The organism is Amycolatopsis lexingtonensis, assembly GCF_014873755.1.
Lineage (GTDB): Bacteria > Actinomycetota > Actinomycetes > Mycobacteriales > Pseudonocardiaceae > Amycolatopsis > Amycolatopsis lexingtonensis.
In genome coordinates this window covers 6,891,980-6,907,524 of the sequence record NZ_JADBEG010000001.1, presented here as the reverse complement: position 1 = coordinate 6,907,524, position 15,545 = coordinate 6,891,980, and the positions used below count along the sequence as shown (strand labels likewise).

Annotated in this window: 18 protein-coding genes and 1 pseudogene; 7 read left to right on the top strand and 12 right to left on the bottom strand. The window is 72.2% G+C overall.

What is annotated here, in order from left to right; all coding sequences use genetic code 11:
• Positions 1-60: 60 nt before the first annotated feature.
• A complete protein-coding gene (locus H4696_RS31570) occupies positions 61-981 on the bottom strand; it encodes an MBL fold metallo-hydrolase (protein ID WP_086860909.1) in 921 nt (306 codons plus the stop codon).
• Between the two features lie 237 nt (positions 982-1,218).
• Here H4696_RS31570 and H4696_RS31565 point away from each other — a divergent pair, with 237 nt between their 5' ends.
• The 4 genes from H4696_RS31565 to H4696_RS31550 all read left to right on the top strand — a co-directional run bounded on the left by H4696_RS31565 (position 1,219) and on the right by H4696_RS31550 (position 4,451).
• Positions 1,219-2,082: a helix-turn-helix domain-containing protein gene (locus H4696_RS31565; protein ID WP_086860877.1), complete on the top strand. Its 864-nt coding sequence runs from the start codon at positions 1,219-1,221 to the stop codon at positions 2,080-2,082.
• A gap of 88 nt (positions 2,083-2,170) precedes the next feature.
• Positions 2,171-3,001, top strand: a complete 831-nt coding sequence (locus tag H4696_RS31560; RefSeq protein ID WP_086860908.1) for an SAM-dependent methyltransferase — start codon at positions 2,171-2,173, stop codon at positions 2,999-3,001.
• Positions 2,998-3,846 carry an SAM-dependent methyltransferase gene (locus tag H4696_RS31555; RefSeq protein ID WP_086860875.1) on the top strand — a complete coding sequence of 283 codons (849 nt, stop codon included), beginning with the start codon at positions 2,998-3,000 and terminating at the stop codon, positions 3,844-3,846. The genes H4696_RS31560 and H4696_RS31555 overlap by 4 nt, the downstream gene beginning before the upstream one ends.
• The gene (locus H4696_RS31550) at positions 3,843-4,451 is read left to right on the top strand and encodes a class I SAM-dependent methyltransferase (RefSeq protein ID WP_086860873.1); all 609 of its coding nucleotides are present in this window, start codon (positions 3,843-3,845) and stop codon (positions 4,449-4,451) included. Before H4696_RS31555 ends, H4696_RS31550 begins: the two co-directional genes overlap by 4 nt.
• Positions 4,452-4,512: 61 nt before the next feature.
• Here H4696_RS31550 and H4696_RS31545 read toward each other — a convergent pair whose 3' ends face one another.
• A complete protein-coding gene (locus tag H4696_RS31545) occupies positions 4,513-4,767 on the bottom strand; it encodes a hypothetical protein (protein ID WP_086860871.1) in 255 nt (84 codons plus the stop codon).
• A gap of 3 nt (positions 4,768-4,770) precedes the next feature.
• The gene (locus tag H4696_RS31540) at positions 4,771-5,040 is read right to left on the bottom strand and encodes a hypothetical protein (protein WP_143265112.1); all 270 of its coding nucleotides are present in this window, start codon (positions 5,038-5,040) and stop codon (positions 4,771-4,773) included.
• A 287-nt stretch (positions 5,041-5,327) separates the two neighbouring features.
• Between H4696_RS31540 and H4696_RS31535 the strand changes: the two genes are divergently transcribed.
• Positions 5,328-5,582 (top strand): DUF397 domain-containing protein, encoded by a 255-nt coding sequence (locus tag H4696_RS31535; RefSeq protein ID WP_086860869.1) that lies wholly within the window; start codon positions 5,328-5,330, stop codon positions 5,580-5,582.
• 135 nt (positions 5,583-5,717) lie between these two features.
• Here H4696_RS31535 and H4696_RS31530 read toward each other — a convergent pair whose 3' ends face one another.
• From H4696_RS31530 to H4696_RS31510, 5 genes are all read right to left on the bottom strand, one after another.
• Entirely contained in the window at positions 5,718-6,263 is a 546-nt protein-coding gene (locus H4696_RS31530; RefSeq protein WP_086864160.1) for a hypothetical protein, read from the bottom strand.
• Positions 6,256-7,398 (bottom strand): hypothetical protein, encoded by a 1,143-nt coding sequence (locus H4696_RS31525; RefSeq protein WP_086864159.1) that lies wholly within the window; start codon positions 7,396-7,398, stop codon positions 6,256-6,258. The genes H4696_RS31530 and H4696_RS31525 overlap by 8 nt, the downstream gene beginning before the upstream one ends.
• A 16-nt stretch (positions 7,399-7,414) precedes the next feature.
• Positions 7,415-7,807: a FixH family protein gene (locus H4696_RS31520; RefSeq protein ID WP_086864158.1), complete on the bottom strand. Its 393-nt coding sequence runs from the start codon at positions 7,805-7,807 to the stop codon at positions 7,415-7,417.
• Positions 7,804-9,201 carry a hypothetical protein gene (locus tag H4696_RS31515; protein ID WP_169735153.1) on the bottom strand — a complete coding sequence of 466 codons (1,398 nt, stop codon included), beginning with the start codon at positions 9,199-9,201 and terminating at the stop codon, positions 7,804-7,806. The genes H4696_RS31520 and H4696_RS31515 overlap by 4 nt, the downstream gene beginning before the upstream one ends.
• A 95-nt stretch (positions 9,202-9,296) precedes the next feature.
• Positions 9,297-10,142: an alpha/beta fold hydrolase gene (locus tag H4696_RS31510; protein ID WP_086864156.1), complete on the bottom strand. Its 846-nt coding sequence runs from the start codon at positions 10,140-10,142 to the stop codon at positions 9,297-9,299.
• Between the two features lie 54 nt (positions 10,143-10,196).
• Between H4696_RS31510 and H4696_RS31505 the strand changes: the two genes are divergently transcribed.
• Entirely contained in the window at positions 10,197-10,751 is a 555-nt protein-coding gene (locus tag H4696_RS31505; RefSeq protein ID WP_192782640.1) for a CGNR zinc finger domain-containing protein, read from the top strand.
• A gap of 237 nt (positions 10,752-10,988) precedes the next feature.
• Here H4696_RS31505 and H4696_RS31500 read toward each other — a convergent pair whose 3' ends face one another.
• Genes H4696_RS31500 through H4696_RS31490 form a run of 3 tightly spaced genes read right to left on the bottom strand, consistent with a single transcriptional unit; the run spans position 10,989 to position 13,782 of the window.
• On the bottom strand, positions 10,989-11,864 hold the full coding sequence (locus H4696_RS31500) for an oxygenase MpaB family protein (RefSeq protein ID WP_086861352.1): 876 nt from the start codon (positions 11,862-11,864) through the stop codon (positions 10,989-10,991).
• Positions 11,864-12,439: a TetR/AcrR family transcriptional regulator gene (locus H4696_RS31495; protein WP_086861354.1), complete on the bottom strand. Its 576-nt coding sequence runs from the start codon at positions 12,437-12,439 to the stop codon at positions 11,864-11,866. Before H4696_RS31495 ends, H4696_RS31500 begins: the two co-directional genes overlap by 1 nt.
• Positions 12,406-13,782 (bottom strand): amidase, encoded by a 1,377-nt coding sequence (locus H4696_RS31490; RefSeq protein WP_086861356.1) that lies wholly within the window; start codon positions 13,780-13,782, stop codon positions 12,406-12,408. The genes H4696_RS31495 and H4696_RS31490 overlap by 34 nt, the downstream gene beginning before the upstream one ends.
• An 85-nt stretch (positions 13,783-13,867) precedes the next feature.
• On the opposite strand from H4696_RS31490, the gene H4696_RS31485 reads away from it, so the two are divergent.
• Positions 13,868-14,896, top strand: a complete 1,029-nt coding sequence (locus H4696_RS31485; RefSeq protein ID WP_086861358.1) for a D-cysteine desulfhydrase family protein — start codon at positions 13,868-13,870, stop codon at positions 14,894-14,896.
• 81 nt (positions 14,897-14,977) lie between these two features.
• On the opposite strand, the pseudogene H4696_RS31480 reads toward H4696_RS31485, so the two are convergent.
• Positions 14,978-15,541 (bottom strand): annotated as a pseudogene (locus tag H4696_RS31480) (DUF998 domain-containing protein); the annotation flags it as partial.
• Positions 15,542-15,545 lie beyond the last annotated feature (4 nt).

Genomic DNA, 15,545 nt, shown 5'->3' with positions numbered 1-15,545 from the left:
GATTCAGACCCTAGTCCGATCGACGCCTCATGGGAGGTACGGCGCCGCGGCTCACGCAGTTCAGGAGAAGCAGCGGATCGGGCCCCGGTTGATCGCCACCATGTCCATGACCGCGGCCGCGAGATCGATCTGAGCACCCCATTCGGCGCCCTCCAGCTCGGCGTACGCCCGGTGCAGGTTGCCCGGCAGCCGCTCCTGCTCGCTCAGCGCCGCGAAATCACCCAGGTCGGTGTCCTTCGCCACTTCCAGCGGGGACAGCCCGGCGGCCTTCCCGCGCTCGGCCGTCCGCTGGACGAACTCCAGGTACGCGTCCACTTTGTCCACGACATCCAGCCCGCACGGCCCGCCGTGACCAGGCAGGATCACGTGCGGCTCGAGGTCTCGGACCACGTCCAGCGCCTTGCGCCAGCCGGCCACCGAACCCATCAGCGCGAACGGGCTGCCGCCGTTGAACACCAGGTCACCGGCGTAGAGCACGCGCTGATCCGGCAGCCAGACCAGGACGTCGTTGGTGGTGTGGGCGGCGTGGCCCGGGTGGATCAGCTCGAGGGTCGTGTCACCGGCGTGCACGGTCAGCCGGTCGTCGAACACGACCTCCGGCGGCCGCGAGCGCAGCTCGCCCCAGTCGTTGCCGACGAAGACGCCGTCGTACGTCTGGATGCCCTCGGCGACCAGCAGCTCGCGGGTCTTGCGGTGGCCGACCACGGTCGCGGTCTCCACGAGGTAGTTGCCGTTGGTGTGGTCGCCGTGGTGGTGGGTGTTGACCAGCGTCGTCACCGGGCTGCCGGTGGTGGCGCCGACGGCGTCGAGCAGCGCGCGCGTGCGGCGCTCGGTCGAGCAGGTGTCGATGAGGACGGTGTGGTCGCCGGCGTCGACGAACCCGCAGTTGTTGATGTACCAGGAGCCGTCCGGCTGGACGTAGCCGTGGACGTCGTCGGCCAGGCGGGTGACGGCGGCGGCGGAGGGCGAACGATCGGTCACGGCGCTCACTATGCCCGAGCCGGGGCTCCGCCGGTTGGCCGAATAATTAGGAATTTCACTGGTCCAGGCGAGTGATAGCGCAGGTGACTGGCATTCCACGGCGTTTCCTGGAACGCTGCGCGATGTCATCATCGAGATCCGCAAGGTGAAGCACTAGCCTGGGTGGGTTCGATAGTTCGCGTGCGACGGCGACCGGGAGGCCGCCGTCGCTTGGTAGTGGTCCGGGAGAGCAGGGCGATGGCCAGCACCGTCACCTCGCGCCGGAAGCAGCTCGGGAACGAGCTCCGGCATGCCCGCACCGCGGCGCGGATGACACAGCAGCAGGTCGCCGAGGTCCTCGGCTGCACCCAGGGCAAGGTCAACAAGATCGAGTCCGGTGCCGTCGGGGTGAAGCTCGGGGATGTGCGATCCATGCTGAACGCGTTCGGGATCAACGGCGAAGAAGCCGACACGCTGATGAACCTGGCCCGGGCCGCCGCCGGGCAGCGCGGCCACTGGTCCGGCTACCGCTCGGTGGTGCCGCACTGGTTCCGCACCTTCACCGACCTGGAACCCGCGGCCGCGGAGATCCTCACCTGGCACGGCGAGCGCATCCCCGGTCCGCTGCAGTCCGAGCACTACATGCTCAAGCAGTTCACCGAGGCCGGCGCCACCGACGTCACGTCGCTGGTGCGCAACCGCCTCGACCGCAAGGCCGTGTTCGAACAGCAGCAGCCGCCGTACTACCGGTTCATCATCAGCGAAGGCGCGCTGCGCCGGGCGCCCGGCGGGTACGCGCCCGCCGTGATGCTGGACCAGGTCGAGCACCTGCTCTCGCTCGAGAAGCACCCGCGGGTCTACGTGCACGTGCTGCCGTTCGGCGCGCGGCTGGCCGCGGTGCCCAACGACTTCACGATCATGCGCTTCCCGGACCGCACCCGGGACTTCGTCTACATCGAGCACTCGGCCGGTGGTCTGTACCTCGACGACGTCAAGGACTTCAACATCTTCGTCGACTCGTGGGACCGGCTGCGCGGCGCCGCGCTGGAGCGGCAGGAGACCCGGCAGTTCCTCAAGGAGCTCGCGGAGGGTTACCGCGCCCAGATGCAGCAGATCCAATAGGGCGAACGGACGCCTCAGCTATCCCGTCCGGTGAACAACTTTCGGTAGAGTCCTTCTGTTGCGCTGGAATCCGCCGGAAGTGGACACCGTGGACCCCGACTTCCTCCCCGACGCCGTCGACCTCGACCGGCCGAACGTGGCGAGGATCTACGACTGGGCGCTCGGCGGCACCGCGAACTGGGCGATCGACCGGCAGTACGGCGAGCAGGCGGTGCAGGCGTTCCCGCTGGCCAAAGCCCTCGCGCGGAGCAACCGCGACTTCCTCGGCCGCGCCGTCCGCTACTGCCTCGCCGAAGGCATCACGCAGTTCCTCGACCTCGGCTCCGGCATCCCCACGGCGGGCAACGTGCACGAGGTGGCCGACGACCACGCCGACGACAGCCGGTGCGTCTACGTCGACAACGAGCCCGTCGCCGTGGCGCACGGGCGGATCCTGCTGGAGGAGACCGGCGACCCCGGCCGCCACGCCGTGCTGCACGCCGACCTGCGCGACGCCCGGGAGGTGTGGGAAGCCGCGCTGGCGACCGGCGTGCTCGACCCGGACCGGCCGATGTGCCTGCTGAGCGTGGCGGTGCTGCACTTCCTGCCGGACGTCACCGGGGTCCGCGAAGCCATCCGCGACTACCGGAGGCTGCTGGCGCCCGGGTCGGCGTACGTGCTTTCGCACGCGACCGAGTCCGGGGTCGAAGGCGAGGAGCTGGCGCAGATCCGGCGGCTCGTGAAGCTGTCCGAGAAGTCGAGCTCGCCGGCGGTTTCCCGGTCGCTCGACGAGATCGCCGCGTTCTTCGGTAACTTCGACGTCGTCGAGCCCGGGATCGTGCCTGTGGGAGAGTGGCGCCCCGAGCCCGGCGCCGCCACGGTCCCCCTCGCGAGCGTGGTCGGCGGTGTCGGCCGCAAGCGTGAAGGACGGTTCGCATGACGACGCAGGATCCCGAGGCCCCCGAAGGCGTCGACCTCGAGCGGCCGAACGCGGCCCGCATCTACGACTGGTTCCTCGGCGGCACCGCCAACTGGGCCATCGACCGGCAGTTCGGCGAGCAGGCCGTCAAGACGTTCCCGATGATCAAGACCGTCGCCCGCGCCGGCCGCGACTTCCTCGGCCGCGGCGTCCGGTACCTGGCGCGCAACGGCATCGACCAGTTCCTCGACCTCGGCTCCGGCGTCCCGACGGTCGGCAACGTCCACGAGGTCGCGGCGGAGGTCAACCCGAACGCGCGCTGCGTGTACGTCGACAACGAGCCGGTCGCGGTGGCCCACTCCCAGGTCCTGCTGGAGAAGGAGGGCGTGGCGGACCGGCACGCGGTGCTGCAGGGCGACCTGCGCGACCCGGCCGACATCTGGAAGCGCGCGCTCGACACCGGCGTCCTCGACCCGAACCGCCCGATCGGCCTGATCATCGTCGGCGTCCTGTACTTCCTCGGCCCGGACGAGCCGGTGGCCCAGACCATCCGGAAGTACCAGTCGCTGCTGCCGTCCGGCTCGTACTTCCTGTCCTCGCACCTGACGAGCGACGGTCTCGAGCAGATGGCCGACTCCGACAGCCGCGAGTCGATCATGAAGCAGTACAACCGGTCCAGCACGCCGCTGCACCTGCGGACGCGCGAAGAGTTCACGTCGTTCTTCGACGGCCTCGAACTGGTCGAGCCGGGCATCGTCTACCTGCCGGAGTGGCACCCGGAGGAGATCGAGTCCAAGGCCACCAAGAAGCTCGCGAACGACCCGGCGTTCGTCGGCCACCTCTGCGGCCTCGGCCGCAAGCCGTGACGGTCACGCCCTACGACGCGGTCGCCGTCCAGTACGCGGAGTTCGTCGGCCCGATCTGGGACGGCGACCCGCTGGACCGGGCGGCGTGGACGGCGTTCGCGGACTACGCGCGCGGCCGCGGCCCGGTCGCCGACCTGGGCTGCGGGCCGGGCCACCTCACGGCGCACCTGCGTTCGCTTGGCCTCGACGCGTCCGGCGTCGACCTGTCCCCGGCGATGGTGGAGCTGGCCCGTGCCGCGCACCCGGACCTGCGGTTCGCCGTGGGTTCGATGGCGGCGCTGGACATCGCCGACGGCTCGCTCGCCGGGATCCTGTCGTGGTACTCGGTGATCCACACGCCGCCGGCGGAGCTGCCGGGCTACTTCGCCGAGTTCGCGCGGACGCTGGCGCCGGGCGGGGTCCTGCTGCTCGGCTGCTTCGAGGCCGACGGCGGCGAGGTGACGACGTTCGACCACAAGGTCACCACGGCGTACCGCTGGCCGGTGGACGCCTTGGCCGCGCTGGGTGCGACGGCGGGCCTCGCCGAGGTCGGGCGGATGCACCGCGAGCACACCGGCGACGAGCGCCCCTTCCGCCAAGCCCGGCTGCTGCTGCGGAAACCGTAGCCCGCACGCGCGAGAGCCCCGGTCCCTTCGGGGAACCGGGGCTCCGGTGGTGGTGCGGCAGTCAGGCGCGGGAGCCGATGCGGCCGCGCAGCAGCGGCGTCAGGTCGATCGACGTCTCCATCGGCCGGGTGGTGCGGACCCCGTCGGAGTAGCGGCGCAGCGGGAGGTCCTGGTCGGTCGCCCACGTCGTGGTCTTGCGCAGTGGTGCCTGGATCAGGCTGAAGCCGAAGCGGTTCCGCAGTTCGTCGCCGATCCCGCGGCGGCCACGGTGTTCTTCGTCTTCGCGGCGGAAGAGCGAGTTCATTCGGACGGCCATCGTCTACACCCCCAGCTCTCGTCGCGGTGCCCGGGCGGGCTCGCCGCCGGTCAGTCCGAGACAGGGTTCACACGGCATGCCGGCCCCGGGGACCAGCCATTCGACGTCTTGACGGGAAAGCGCTTCCCCACATCGGGTTCGGATCAGCTCGGTGTCGGTCGCGGCGGCGTCCAGGCCGAAGACGTGCACCACCCGGCGGGCTTCGCCGGCGGTGCCCTTGGCGAGCCTGCCCACGACGAGCACGCCCGGTGGCGCGCTGTCCTCGACGATCACGCTGATCCTCCCCCATGAGGTTCCTGCGGTGGCTTGGTTCTTCGGTTTCGGCCGCTTCGGCGTCGCTCGGGGACCGCCCGCCGCGCGCAGGCAGTCATTCACCGACGCCGACGCCCCGGCCGATGCGATTAATCCTACTCCTGGAATAATCTTCATGTCGAGGCCGAAGCTAGTTGATCACCCGCTTGGCCCTGCGGTCTAGGCCATTGAGACACTGAGTAGCCGGGAACGGGTGCTTTCGACCAGGTCGCGGCCGCACCCCCCATCGATCCTCGGAGGTACGACCCATGGCGGATTATCCGTCGTTCGCGGATTACGATCCGAACACGGCCGTGTCCCTGTTCGAAGAGGCCGCGTGGGAGAAGTCCTTCGCGAGCGAGCCCAACGGTGGCAGCTGCGTCGAGGTCAACCTGGGCCGCGAGGGCCTGATCGGTGTCCGGGACACCAAGCTCCCGACCAGCCCCGTTTTCGTGTTCGACACCGCCGAGTGGGAAGCGTTCTTGGTCGCCGTCAAGGCCGGGCAGTTCGACCTGCCGGCCTGATACCTCCCCTGCTCGGGTGATCATGATCACCCGCCTGAGTGCTCGAATGGCGAAGGCCCCCTTCCCCGTCCTCTGCGGTGAAGGAGGCCTTCGCGGCGGCCCGGATACGCGCGACCGCGGAATGTGGGCGAAATCTCACCCGGTTGCCGGAAGCTCCCCGCCCCGCAACCGGCTCCGGGTCCGCCGCCAGGCCACGACGACCAGCGCCACCAGCCCGATCAGCGGCAGCGTGCTGATCGCCCAGCTCAGTCCCATCGGCGGCCCCGGCTGTTCCAGGACCGGCAGCGCGCGCAGCTCGCCGGTGCCGGTTCCGGCGGGACCGTTGACGGTGAAGCGGAACGTCCACGCGCCCGGGCGCGGCATCGACCGGACGTCCAGGCCCCAGACCTCGAGCTTGCGCGGGTGCCGGACCAGTGGCTGCTTCCGGTTCTGCCCGCCCTCCGGGTTGACCATCGTGAGCGTGCCGGACTTCCCTTCGATCCCGCCGTCGGGGACGAAGGTGAAGTCCAGTGACTGCATGGCCTTCAGCGGCCAGGTGCTGAACCCGACCGTCAGCCCGTACGGCCCGGCCTGCACCCGCTCGGTGTGCACGATGTTGACCGGCTCGTAGGCGTTCGCCGGCGCCGCGGTCGCGAACAGCAGGCCCGCGACGGCGGCCAGTGCGAGCAACGTCTTACGCATCAGCGGTTTCCCCCTTCTCGGCGGGCGCCAGCAGGCACAGCATCCCGCCGAACCGCCACCCGGCGAACCCGCCGAGCAGCCCCAGCGCCGCGCTGAGCACGGCGGTCGTCGTCAAGTACCAGGCCGGCGGCAGGTGCGCGCCGGTGTAGAGCATGACCCGCTGCAGCGGCAGGCTCAGCCCGAGCAGCAGACCGGCGAACCCGCCGACGGCCACGGAAACGCGGCCGGGGCGCCACCCGCGGCGCCGGCCGGCCAGGTAGCCCAGCTCCATCAGTGCGGCCACCGGCAGCAGGGCCATCGGCGTCAGCGACGGCATCTCCGGCACCCCGGAGATCGCGTCCCGCATCGGCAGCCCGACCATTTCGGCGTACGCCTGCGCCGCCCACGGCGAGAACCACCAGAAGACCGCCTGCACGGCCGCGACCATCGCCGCGGTGCCGACCGCCCCGCCGGGACGGCGGAAGAACCCCGCGCCGACCGCGACCAGCAGCACCGCCATCGTCGACTGGCCGATCGACACGGCGTCGGCGTAGTCGTCCGGCACCTGCTGCAGCCCGAGCGCCAGCACCGGCGCGAACGTCAGCAGCACGGTCAGCGACCCCAGCGTGCCGAGCCGGCCCCAGCGGTGCTCCCGCGCCGCGGCGAACACCGCGGTCGTGCCGATCAGCGACACCGTGATCGACAGCAGCAGCCCGATGTGCGGCGGTGAGTCGATGACCGCGTCGAAGCCGTAGAGCCCGTGCCACCACTGGTCCCACAGGCCGTACAGCAGGAACGTGGCCGCGCCGACGCCCGAGACGAGGTAGCCGAGCGGCGCGGCGAACGTCCGGCCGAACACGTTGACCACGCGCCCGCCGATCCGCGGGTCGACCGGGCGGCCCGCGCGGCGCGCCGCCGTCGTCAGCAGCACGACGGCGAGGCTTGCCAGGCCGACGACCGCGCTGCCCGCGTACAGGAACAGGTGCGGCAGCGTGAAGAACGTGTCCGGCCCGACGTCGCTGTGCCACTGGATGTCCCAGGTCAGCCCGACCAGCGACAGCAACGACCCGCCGAGCACGACGTTCGCCGGCAGCAACCCCGTTCGCGCCGGTTTCGCGACCGACGCCGTGCGGACGCCGGATGCGGTGAGATCCATTTCCCCCGACCCTCCTTTAGTTGACGAGCAACGGAAAGACGACTTGCGCGGCCCCGCCCGGCCCCCGCAGCGAGACGGTGATCTCCCACTGCCCGGCCATCGGCAGCCCGACGTCCGCGGCGCGGAAGCGGCCGGGCCCGTCCGGCCCGGCGGGCACCGGCGCGAGCGCGTGCCCCATCTGCGCCATCACTGGCGCGATCGTGACGGCGTCCGGCGCCGGCCCGGTCACCGCCACCGCGAACGTGTTGCCGCCGATGCGCGGCCGGTCCGCGGAGAACTGGACGGTGTAGGGCCCGGAAACCGCTTGCTGCGTGGTGGGTTTCGCGCCACCGCCCGGCCAGAGCAGCCACGTGAGCAGGCCCGCGGCGACGAGGGCGACGGCGACGATCAGCGTGGTCGGGCGTCTCATCGGCCGGCTCCTGTCGTCGGGACGTCCACCACGGCGGGGACGGTCAGCACGCGGTAGCCGCGCTCGGCCTGCAGCCAGATCCGGTACCGGCCGGGCTCGGCGAAGGTGTAGGTGAAGCTGACGTCCGGGCCGTACGCCGCGACGGTTTCGTCGGGGCGGTCGAGCTGGCCGGCGACGGGCGGGATCATCGCGTGGACGTGCGCCCACGTCGGTGCCTTCGCGGCGCCTTCCCCGGCGGGCCCGGTGAACGGCCCGGTGACGATCAGGTGGCCGAGCATGCCCAGCCATGGCTGGAGGTCCTGGGCGGGGAAGCGCGCGGTGATCGTGGTCGGTGTCCCCGGGCTGACGGTGAGTTCGACCGGCGTGCCGTCGACCGTGCGCGGTCCGGGCCCCGGGGGTTCGGGCGCGGGGGCGGCGGTGCCCTTCATGTCCACAGTGGACCGGACGAGCTGGACGCCACCGCCGCGCCGGGCGAGTTCCGCGGCGACGGCGTACGTGCCCGCTTCGGGATCGGCGACGCGGACGCGGTAGTCGCCGGGGCCGACGCGCACCGGGTGCAGGTGGCTCAGCCGACCGGACGGCGAGACGAGCACCAGGTGCACGAGCGCGTTGTCGTGCACCAGCAGGTCGTCCACCGGGCGGCCGGTGGCGCCGTCGGTGAGCCGCAGCTTCAGCTCGTCGCGGAGGGCCTCCACAGCGAGGTTCACCGGCGGCCGCGAATAGTCCACTGTGGACGACTGCGCGTTGGCGTACGGGTTCGTGACGTTGTCGAACGTCGGGTCCAGCTGGCTGCCGGGCGCGGGCGGCGGGGGCGTGTTCGCCGACAGCAGCGCGCCGGTGACGGCCACGGCGATCGCGGCGACCACGCCGCCCGCCGGGATGAGCGCGTAGGCCGTGCGTTTCGCCCGGACGCCGACGATCAGGGCGAGCAGCAGGAACGCCCCCGCGGCGACGAACCCGCCGTAGGTCGCCTGCTCCCAGGGCGGCACGACGCGGGCCGGCACGATGAACGGGATGGTCGCGGGCGGGCCGGTGCCGTCGCTCAGCGACAGCACCCACGGCCCCGGCTTGTCGACGCGGAGATCGCCCGCGTACACCCCGGGTTCGGCGCCGAGGACGACGTCGGTGCGCGCGCCGGTGATCCCGTCGGCCGCGACGCCGAGGTGCAGCGTGCCGGGCGCGGTGCCCTGGTGCGTCACGACGTCGACCCGCAGCGGCGACGGTGTCGTGTCGACCCGGCGGATGATCACGGTGAGTTCGCGCGCGCCGAGCGTCTGCGCGACTTGGACGTCGGTGCCGCTCGGCGCGCCGTCGGCGTGCGCGGTCCCGCCGCCGGCCGCGATCCCCAGTACGGCCAGCAGCATCAGCAGTGCCGCTTTCGATTTGCTCCCCATCGTGGTCCGAACCTAGCCAGCGCGGCGGGTGGCGGGCGTCACGGCGGCGAGGGAATCCCGGTCCCCAGTGCGGGGGACCGGTACCCCCGGTGGTCTCAGGGGTCGAGGAATTGGCGCAGGTGGGCGACCACTTCGCCGGGTTGTTCCTCGGGGAGGAAGTGGCCGCAGTCGGCGAGCGCGGTGCCGGTGGCGCCAGGGGCGTACTCCCGCCAGATCTCGAGGGTGGGCAGGGTGCCGAGCAGGCCGTTCGCGCCCCACAGCGCGAGGAGTGGCTGGGTGACGCGCTTTCCGGCGGCGAAGTCGGCGTCGTCGAGCTCGGCGTCGTCCGGGAAGGAGGCGCGGTAGTCGTCGAAGCCGGCCCGGAGCGCGCCGGGCTGGGAGAAGGCGCGGACGTACTCGGCCTGCGCGTCGGCGTCGAGCGCGTGGCGCTGGTGGGTCCAGCGTTCGAAGAAGTAGCCGAGGTAGCCGGCGATGTCCCGGCCGGCGAGGAGCTCGGGCAGGTCGGGCTGGAGGTGGAAGAGCCAGTGCCAGTAGGCCTTGGCAACGCCGGTGTCGAGGCGCTGCCACATCGCGCGGGTCGGGGCGATGTCCAGGACGGCGATCCGCTCGACCTGGTCCGGACGGTCCAGCGCCCAGCGGTGGGCGACGCGGCCGCCGCGGTCGTGCCCGGCGACGGCGACCCGCTCGAAGCCGAGGTGCGTCGCGAGCGCGGCGACGTCGGCGGCCATGGTGCGCTTGTCGAAGCCGGTCCTCGGCTTGTCGGTGCGGCCGTAGCCGCGGAGGTCGGGCGCGATGACGGTGTGCGTCTCGGCGAGCGGTTCGATGACCTTCCGCCAGCAGTGCGACGTCTGCGGCCAGCCGTGGAGGAGGAACAGCGGCGGGCCGTCGCCGGCGTGAAGGTAGTGCATCTTCAGCCCGTTGATGTTTTCTAACCGGTTCATGGGGTTAGACGGTAGCGCTGCTTCTAACTGTCTTCAAGGGTTAGAATCGGCGGCATGGAATGGGTCTTCGACGGCGGACGGCCGTGCCTCGACCTCGTCAACACGCTGCGCAGCCGGCACTCGACGGGGGTGGAGCTGCTGACGGGGCCCGACGCACTGGCGGAGTGGCTGTCGCTCGCGGGTTTCACGGCCGGGCCGGTCCCGGTGACGGCCGGGAACGTGCTGGCCGCGAAGGCGCTGCGGGAGGCGATCGACCGGGTGCTCCTGCCCTCCGGGGTGCCGGCGGAGATGGACATCGAGCTGGTGAACAACGCGGCGGCTTCGGCGCCTTCGCCGCCGCCACGCCTGGTGCTGGCGGGTGGGGTGCTGCGACGGGAGGTCCCGGCACCGAAGGACCCGGTGGCGGCGGCGTTCGCGGCGCTGGCGGCGGACGCGATCGACTTGGCGGCCGGCGACGCTTCGGTGCGGGTGTGCGCGGCGGACGACTGCGGGCTGCGGTTCTGCGACGCCTCGCCGCGGCGGAACCGGCAGTGGTGCTCGATGTCCCGGTGCGGGAACCGCGCGAAGGCCCGCGCCCACTACGCGCGGGTGAGTGGCCGCGAGGACTGAGCGGAACTTCCCCTATGAAAGTGCCGCGCGGGTGGCCATGAGGGGCACCCTCATGGCTTCCGGTCCAGGGCCCGGCAAAGTCGGGTCGGTGCGGTCCGCAGCGTTGCGCCGGCGTCTTGAATGACTCATTCAGGACCTCCGAAGACCTGAATGAGTCATTCAAGACGTGGGGCGAGCGGGTCACCGGCGGCGGGGTGGCCTGGCCGCGCGACGCGGAACTTTCCCTGTGAAAGTGCGTCAGGGGCGCGAGCCGGGGCCGGTGCCGCGGATCAGGAGGCGGTAGGCCTTCGGGTGGGCGCGGAACCAGACGTTGAGCCGCCCGATCCAGCGCATGTGCGCCGTCCGCAAGCCGGGCGGAAGCGGAGCCGCGAGAAGCCGCACCACCCGCGCGAAGCGGTCGAAGCGCCGCTGGTCGCGAATACTCCACGACAGCCCGAGCCGCTCCCGGAGCACCGGCGGCAGCGTGGCTCGGATCAAGAACATCTGTCCCCGCGCCTGAGCCCGCCGCAGGGGGAGCCACCACCGGTCCGGCAGCCACCCGACCGGCTTGCGCACCGTCTCGATCGTCGCGAAGAGCTGATCGATCGCCGAGTTCCCCTCGAACCCCGCCACCATCGAGTCGTAGTAGCGCGAGAAAGCCGCCCAATCCGGCGGCAGATCGCGCTCCCGCACCCCCAGCAACCGGCCGATGTCGCACATCTGCGCGTAGTACTCGTCAAGCTCCGAAGTGGACAGTGGGCGGCCGAAAAACCGTTGCGCGTCAACCGGAACCATCACCAGGGTCGCGTGCACCCAGGCGTACGCCAGCGGATCCAGCGCGCTGTACCGGCGACCGTCCGAAAGGGACCCCACGAAAGTCCGATGCAGGGAACGCAGCCGCGCGGCCTCCACCCGCGCCCCGGAAACCCCGCCGTAGACGTAAATCGACAGCGACGCCCCCGTCCGCATCAGCCGTGTCCACGGGTCCGACGTGTAGTCCGAGTGGTCGCGCACCCCCGCCGCGACGACCGGGTGTGCCACCTGCAGCACCAGCACCTGACCCGCCAGGAGCGCGTCGCGGAAGTCGCCGAAGTACTTCCACGCCGCCGTGCCGCGGACGATCGGGGGAGCCATCAAGCGCCGCGGAGCAGCATCATCAAGGGTTCGGCAACCGGGGTGTCCGTCTCGCCCGTCGCCAGGCGGCGCAGCTGGAGCCCGGCGATCAGCGCCACCACCGGACCGGCCAGCCGGCGCGGATCCGGCACGCCCAGTGCCTCCAGGATCGTCACGGCCAGTTCGTCGTACGCCGCGAAGCAGCGCGAAGAGGCTTCGTGCAGGCCGGGATCGCGGGCGGACTGGAGGTACAGCTCGTGCGCGCCGAGTTCGTCGGTGCCGAACGGCAGCTGCGCGATCACGTGCTCGACCACCGACGCCGCCTGCTCCACGCTCAGCCCGGCCGCGCGGTAGCCGTCGACGATCGCGCCGAGCTTCGCCGTCTCTTCCTCGACGAACAGCAGCATCGCCTCGCGCAGCAACGCCGTCTGGCTCGGGAAGTGGTAGGTGAGCGTGCCGAGCGAGACGCCGGCGGCGGCCACGATCCGGCGGTTCGTCAGCCCGCCGACCCCGTACTCGCCGACGACCGTCAGCGCGCCGCGCAGGATGGCTTCCCGGGTGCTTACCAGCTTGTCTCGGGATGCCGCTCCGGCCACCGTTCGACCTCTTCCAGTTGCGCGGCGAGCGAGATCAGCCGCTCCTCGGCGTGCGAGGGGCCGAGCAGCTGCGCGCCCAGCGGCAGTCCGCCGTCCGTCAGCCCGGCCGGGACGTTGACCCCCGGCCAGCCCAGCACGTTCCACGGCCAAGCGTACGGGCAGGCGGCGATCATGGCCTGGTCGGTCTCCCAGCCGGACAGCCCGTCGAACGTCCCGATCGGCGGCGGCGGGGTCGCGGTCGTCGGCGTCAGCAGCACGTCGACGCGGCCGAACACCGAGCCGATCCGGCGGTGCAGCCCCGGCTCGAGCGCGCGGGCGAGCCGCAGCGCGGGGCCGGCCAGCAGCCGGCCGTGCCCGGCGTTGCTGCGGGTGCGCGGGTCGAGCCCGGCGCGGTCGGGCACCCGCAACGTCCAGTCGCGGACGCCGGTGAGCGAGCGGGGGAGGAACGTCAGGCCGATGAGCCCGTAGTCCGGTTCGACCTCGACGATCTCGTGGCCCAGCCCGGCCAGCGACTCGGCCAGCCGCCGGACCGCGGCCTCGACGACCGGGTCGAGCCGGGTCTTGGTGGCGGTGAACGGGATCCGCGTCGACAGCCCGATCCGCAGCCGGCCGGGTTCGCGGGCCGCGGCGGTCCGGAAGGTGGTGCCGGTGCCGGCCGCCGCGTCCAGGAGCAGGGCGGCGTCCTCGACGGTCCGGGCGAGCGGGCCGAGCACGGTCAGGCCGTGGAACAGCTCGCCGTCGGTCGGGATCCGGCCGCGCTGGGTCTTGATGCCGACGAGCCCGGTCCACGCGGCCGGGATGCGCACCGACCCGGCGCCGTCGGAACCGAGCGCGGCCGCGATGGCCCCCGACGCCACCGCGGCCGCGCTCCCGCCTGAAGAACCCCCTGGGGTGTGGCCGGGGTGCCACGGGTTGCGCGTCGCGCCGAAGGCCGGGCCCTCGGTGAACGGCCACTGGCCCAGCTCGGGGGTGTTGGTCTTGCCGATGATGACGGCGCCGGCCTCGCGCAGCAGTGCGACGGCGGGCGCGTCGGTGGTGGCGCACGGGAATTCGCCGGCGCAGCCGAACGACGTGGGCAGGCCGGTGAGGTCGACGTCGTCCTTGATCGCGATCGGCACGCCGAGCAGCGGCGCGCGGTCGCCGGCCCGCAAGCGCCGGTCCGCCTCGGCGGCTTCGGCGTGGGCTTCGTCGTCGCGCAGGTGCCGGAAGGCGTTGAGCGTCGGCTGGCTGGCGTGCGCGCGCCCGAGCGCGGTCGCGGTCAGTTCGGCCGAGGTGACGTCCCCGGTGGCGAGCCGCGCGGCCTGCGCGGCGAGACCCGTGAAGTCCAGGCTCATCGCGGTCATGGCACCTCCCGGGCGCTCTCGTTCGTTCGAACGAACGTTACCGGATACCGGCGGTTTCCGGCTACTCCCGCTTTAGGGTGGGCAGATGACCTTCGACTTCGCCGGATTCCCCGCCGCCGCACTCGACGCGATCCCGCGGGTCGACCTCGGGGGCTGGCCGACGCCGCTGCACGAAGCACCCCGGCTGGGCGAAGCCCTCGGCCTGCGGAACCTCTGGCTCAAGCGCGACGACGTCCACCCGCTCGGCGCCGGCGGCAACAAGCTCCGCAAGCTCGAATACCACCTCGGCGCCGCGCGCGAGGCGGGCGCGGACACCGTGATCACGTTCGGCGCGCTGCAGACCAATCACGGCCGTCAGACCGCGGCCGCGTGCGCGAAGCTCGGGCTGCGCTGCGAACTCGTGCTCACCGCGAAGGTCCCGCGCGACGGCGACGCCTACGAACGCGGCGGCAACCTCCCGCTCGACAAGCTCTTCGGCGCGACCGTCCACGTCTGCGCCGACGGCGAGGAAACCGGCCGCGTCTACGACCGCCTGGTCGCCGAAGCCGCCGCCGAGGGCCGGAAGGTCGCCACGATCCCGGTCGGCGGCTCCAACGACCTCGGCGCGCTCGGCTACGTCCGCGCCACCCTCGAACTGGCCCACCAGCTGGCGGACCGCGGGATCGACCGCGCCCACCTCGTCGTCCCGCACGCCAGCGGCGGCACCGCGGCCGGGGTCGCGCTCGGCGCCGCGCTGCTGGGCCACCTCGGCGTCGGCGCCGCCTGCGTCAGCCACCCGCTCGACGAGGCCACCGAGAACCTGCGCGAACTCACCGCCGGCGCGGCCGGGCTGCTCGGCGTCGAACCGCCGTCGCTCGACCACGTCCGGCTGGGCGACACCACGCTCGGCCCCGGCTACGGCATCCCGACCGACGCCGTCTGGGACGCGCTACGGCTGTTCGGCCGCACCGAGGGGGTCGTGCTCGATCCGGTCTACACCGGCAAGGTGGCCGCCGCGCTGGTCGAATGGGCGGGCCACTTCGCCCCGGACGACCACGTGGTGTTCCTGCACACCGGCGGCATGCCCGGCCTGTACGGCTACGCGCCCGAATTCGCCGCGGTCGTCGAAGGCTGATTCGAGCCGGGTCGCCAGCCGCAGCAGCGTCAGCAGCAGGGCGACGTCGGCGAGCAGCAGCAACCGCTGCGTGACGCCGATCGGGAGGACGTCGGAGACCACGCCGAACGGCTCGACGCCGGCCTCGCTCAGCCGCACGAAGACGAAGCTCAGCGCGAAGAGCGCGAAGGCCGCGGCGGTCACCCGGATCGCCCGGACCAGCGCGGCGCGTTCCGGGTGGCCCTTCAGCGGTTCCAGCAGCGAAATCGCGGCGCCCGGCAGGCTGCAGAACGCGACCAGGCACGCGTACAGGTGGATTTCACCGCTCACCGGGTCCGGCGCTTCGGGGTAGCTGGCCGGGAAGATCGCGGCCGCGGCCATGCCCAGCGCCCACAACGCGAGCAGCAGCCGGGTCGTCCGCGACAGCGGAACCCCGGCGACCTGCAGCGCGCCGAGCACCGCGAGCGACCCGATGGCCAGCGACAGCACGCTCGCGGCGAGCATGCCCTCCCCGCGGTCGGTCACCGTGTAGCTCGAGAGCGTGTCGTACACCGGGTCGTGCGAGCTGATGATGTGCAGCACCACGGCGGTGAAGAGCCCCCACCCGATCGCGCCCAGGGCGACGAGCCGCCACGGTCTGGTGCGTTTCCCCTGTTCCGTCCCCATGCCG

Coding starts and splice junctions, on each gene's coding strand:
- H4696_RS31490 (WP_086861356.1), bottom strand. CDS start 13,782: ATGACCGCGATGAGCCTGGACTTCACGGGTCTCGCCGCGCAGGCCGCG.
- H4696_RS31500 (WP_086861352.1), bottom strand. CDS start 11,864: ATGGCTCCCCCGATCGTCCGCGGCACGGCGGCGTGGAAGTACTTCGGC.
- H4696_RS31545 (WP_086860871.1), bottom strand. CDS start 4,767: ATGGCCGTCCGAATGAACTCGCTCTTCCGCCGCGAAGACGAAGAACAC.
- H4696_RS31485 (WP_086861358.1), top strand. CDS start 13,868: ATGACCTTCGACTTCGCCGGATTCCCCGCCGCCGCACTCGACGCGATC.
- H4696_RS31535 (WP_086860869.1), top strand. CDS start 5,328: ATGGCGGATTATCCGTCGTTCGCGGATTACGATCCGAACACGGCCGTG.
- H4696_RS31515 (WP_169735153.1), bottom strand. CDS start 9,201: ATGGGGAGCAAATCGAAAGCGGCACTGCTGATGCTGCTGGCCGTACTG.
- H4696_RS31565 (WP_086860877.1), top strand. CDS start 1,219: ATGGCCAGCACCGTCACCTCGCGCCGGAAGCAGCTCGGGAACGAGCTC.
- H4696_RS31520 (WP_086864158.1), bottom strand. CDS start 7,807: ATGAGACGCCCGACCACGCTGATCGTCGCCGTCGCCCTCGTCGCCGCG.
- H4696_RS31555 (WP_086860875.1), top strand. CDS start 2,998: ATGACGACGCAGGATCCCGAGGCCCCCGAAGGCGTCGACCTCGAGCGG.
- H4696_RS31525 (WP_086864159.1), bottom strand. CDS start 7,398: ATGGATCTCACCGCATCCGGCGTCCGCACGGCGTCGGTCGCGAAACCG.
- H4696_RS31505 (WP_192782640.1), top strand. CDS start 10,197: ATGGAATGGGTCTTCGACGGCGGACGGCCGTGCCTCGACCTCGTCAAC.
- H4696_RS31530 (WP_086864160.1), bottom strand. CDS start 6,263: ATGCGTAAGACGTTGCTCGCACTGGCCGCCGTCGCGGGCCTGCTGTTC.
- H4696_RS31510 (WP_086864156.1), bottom strand. CDS start 10,142: ATGAACCGGTTAGAAAACATCAACGGGCTGAAGATGCACTACCTTCAC.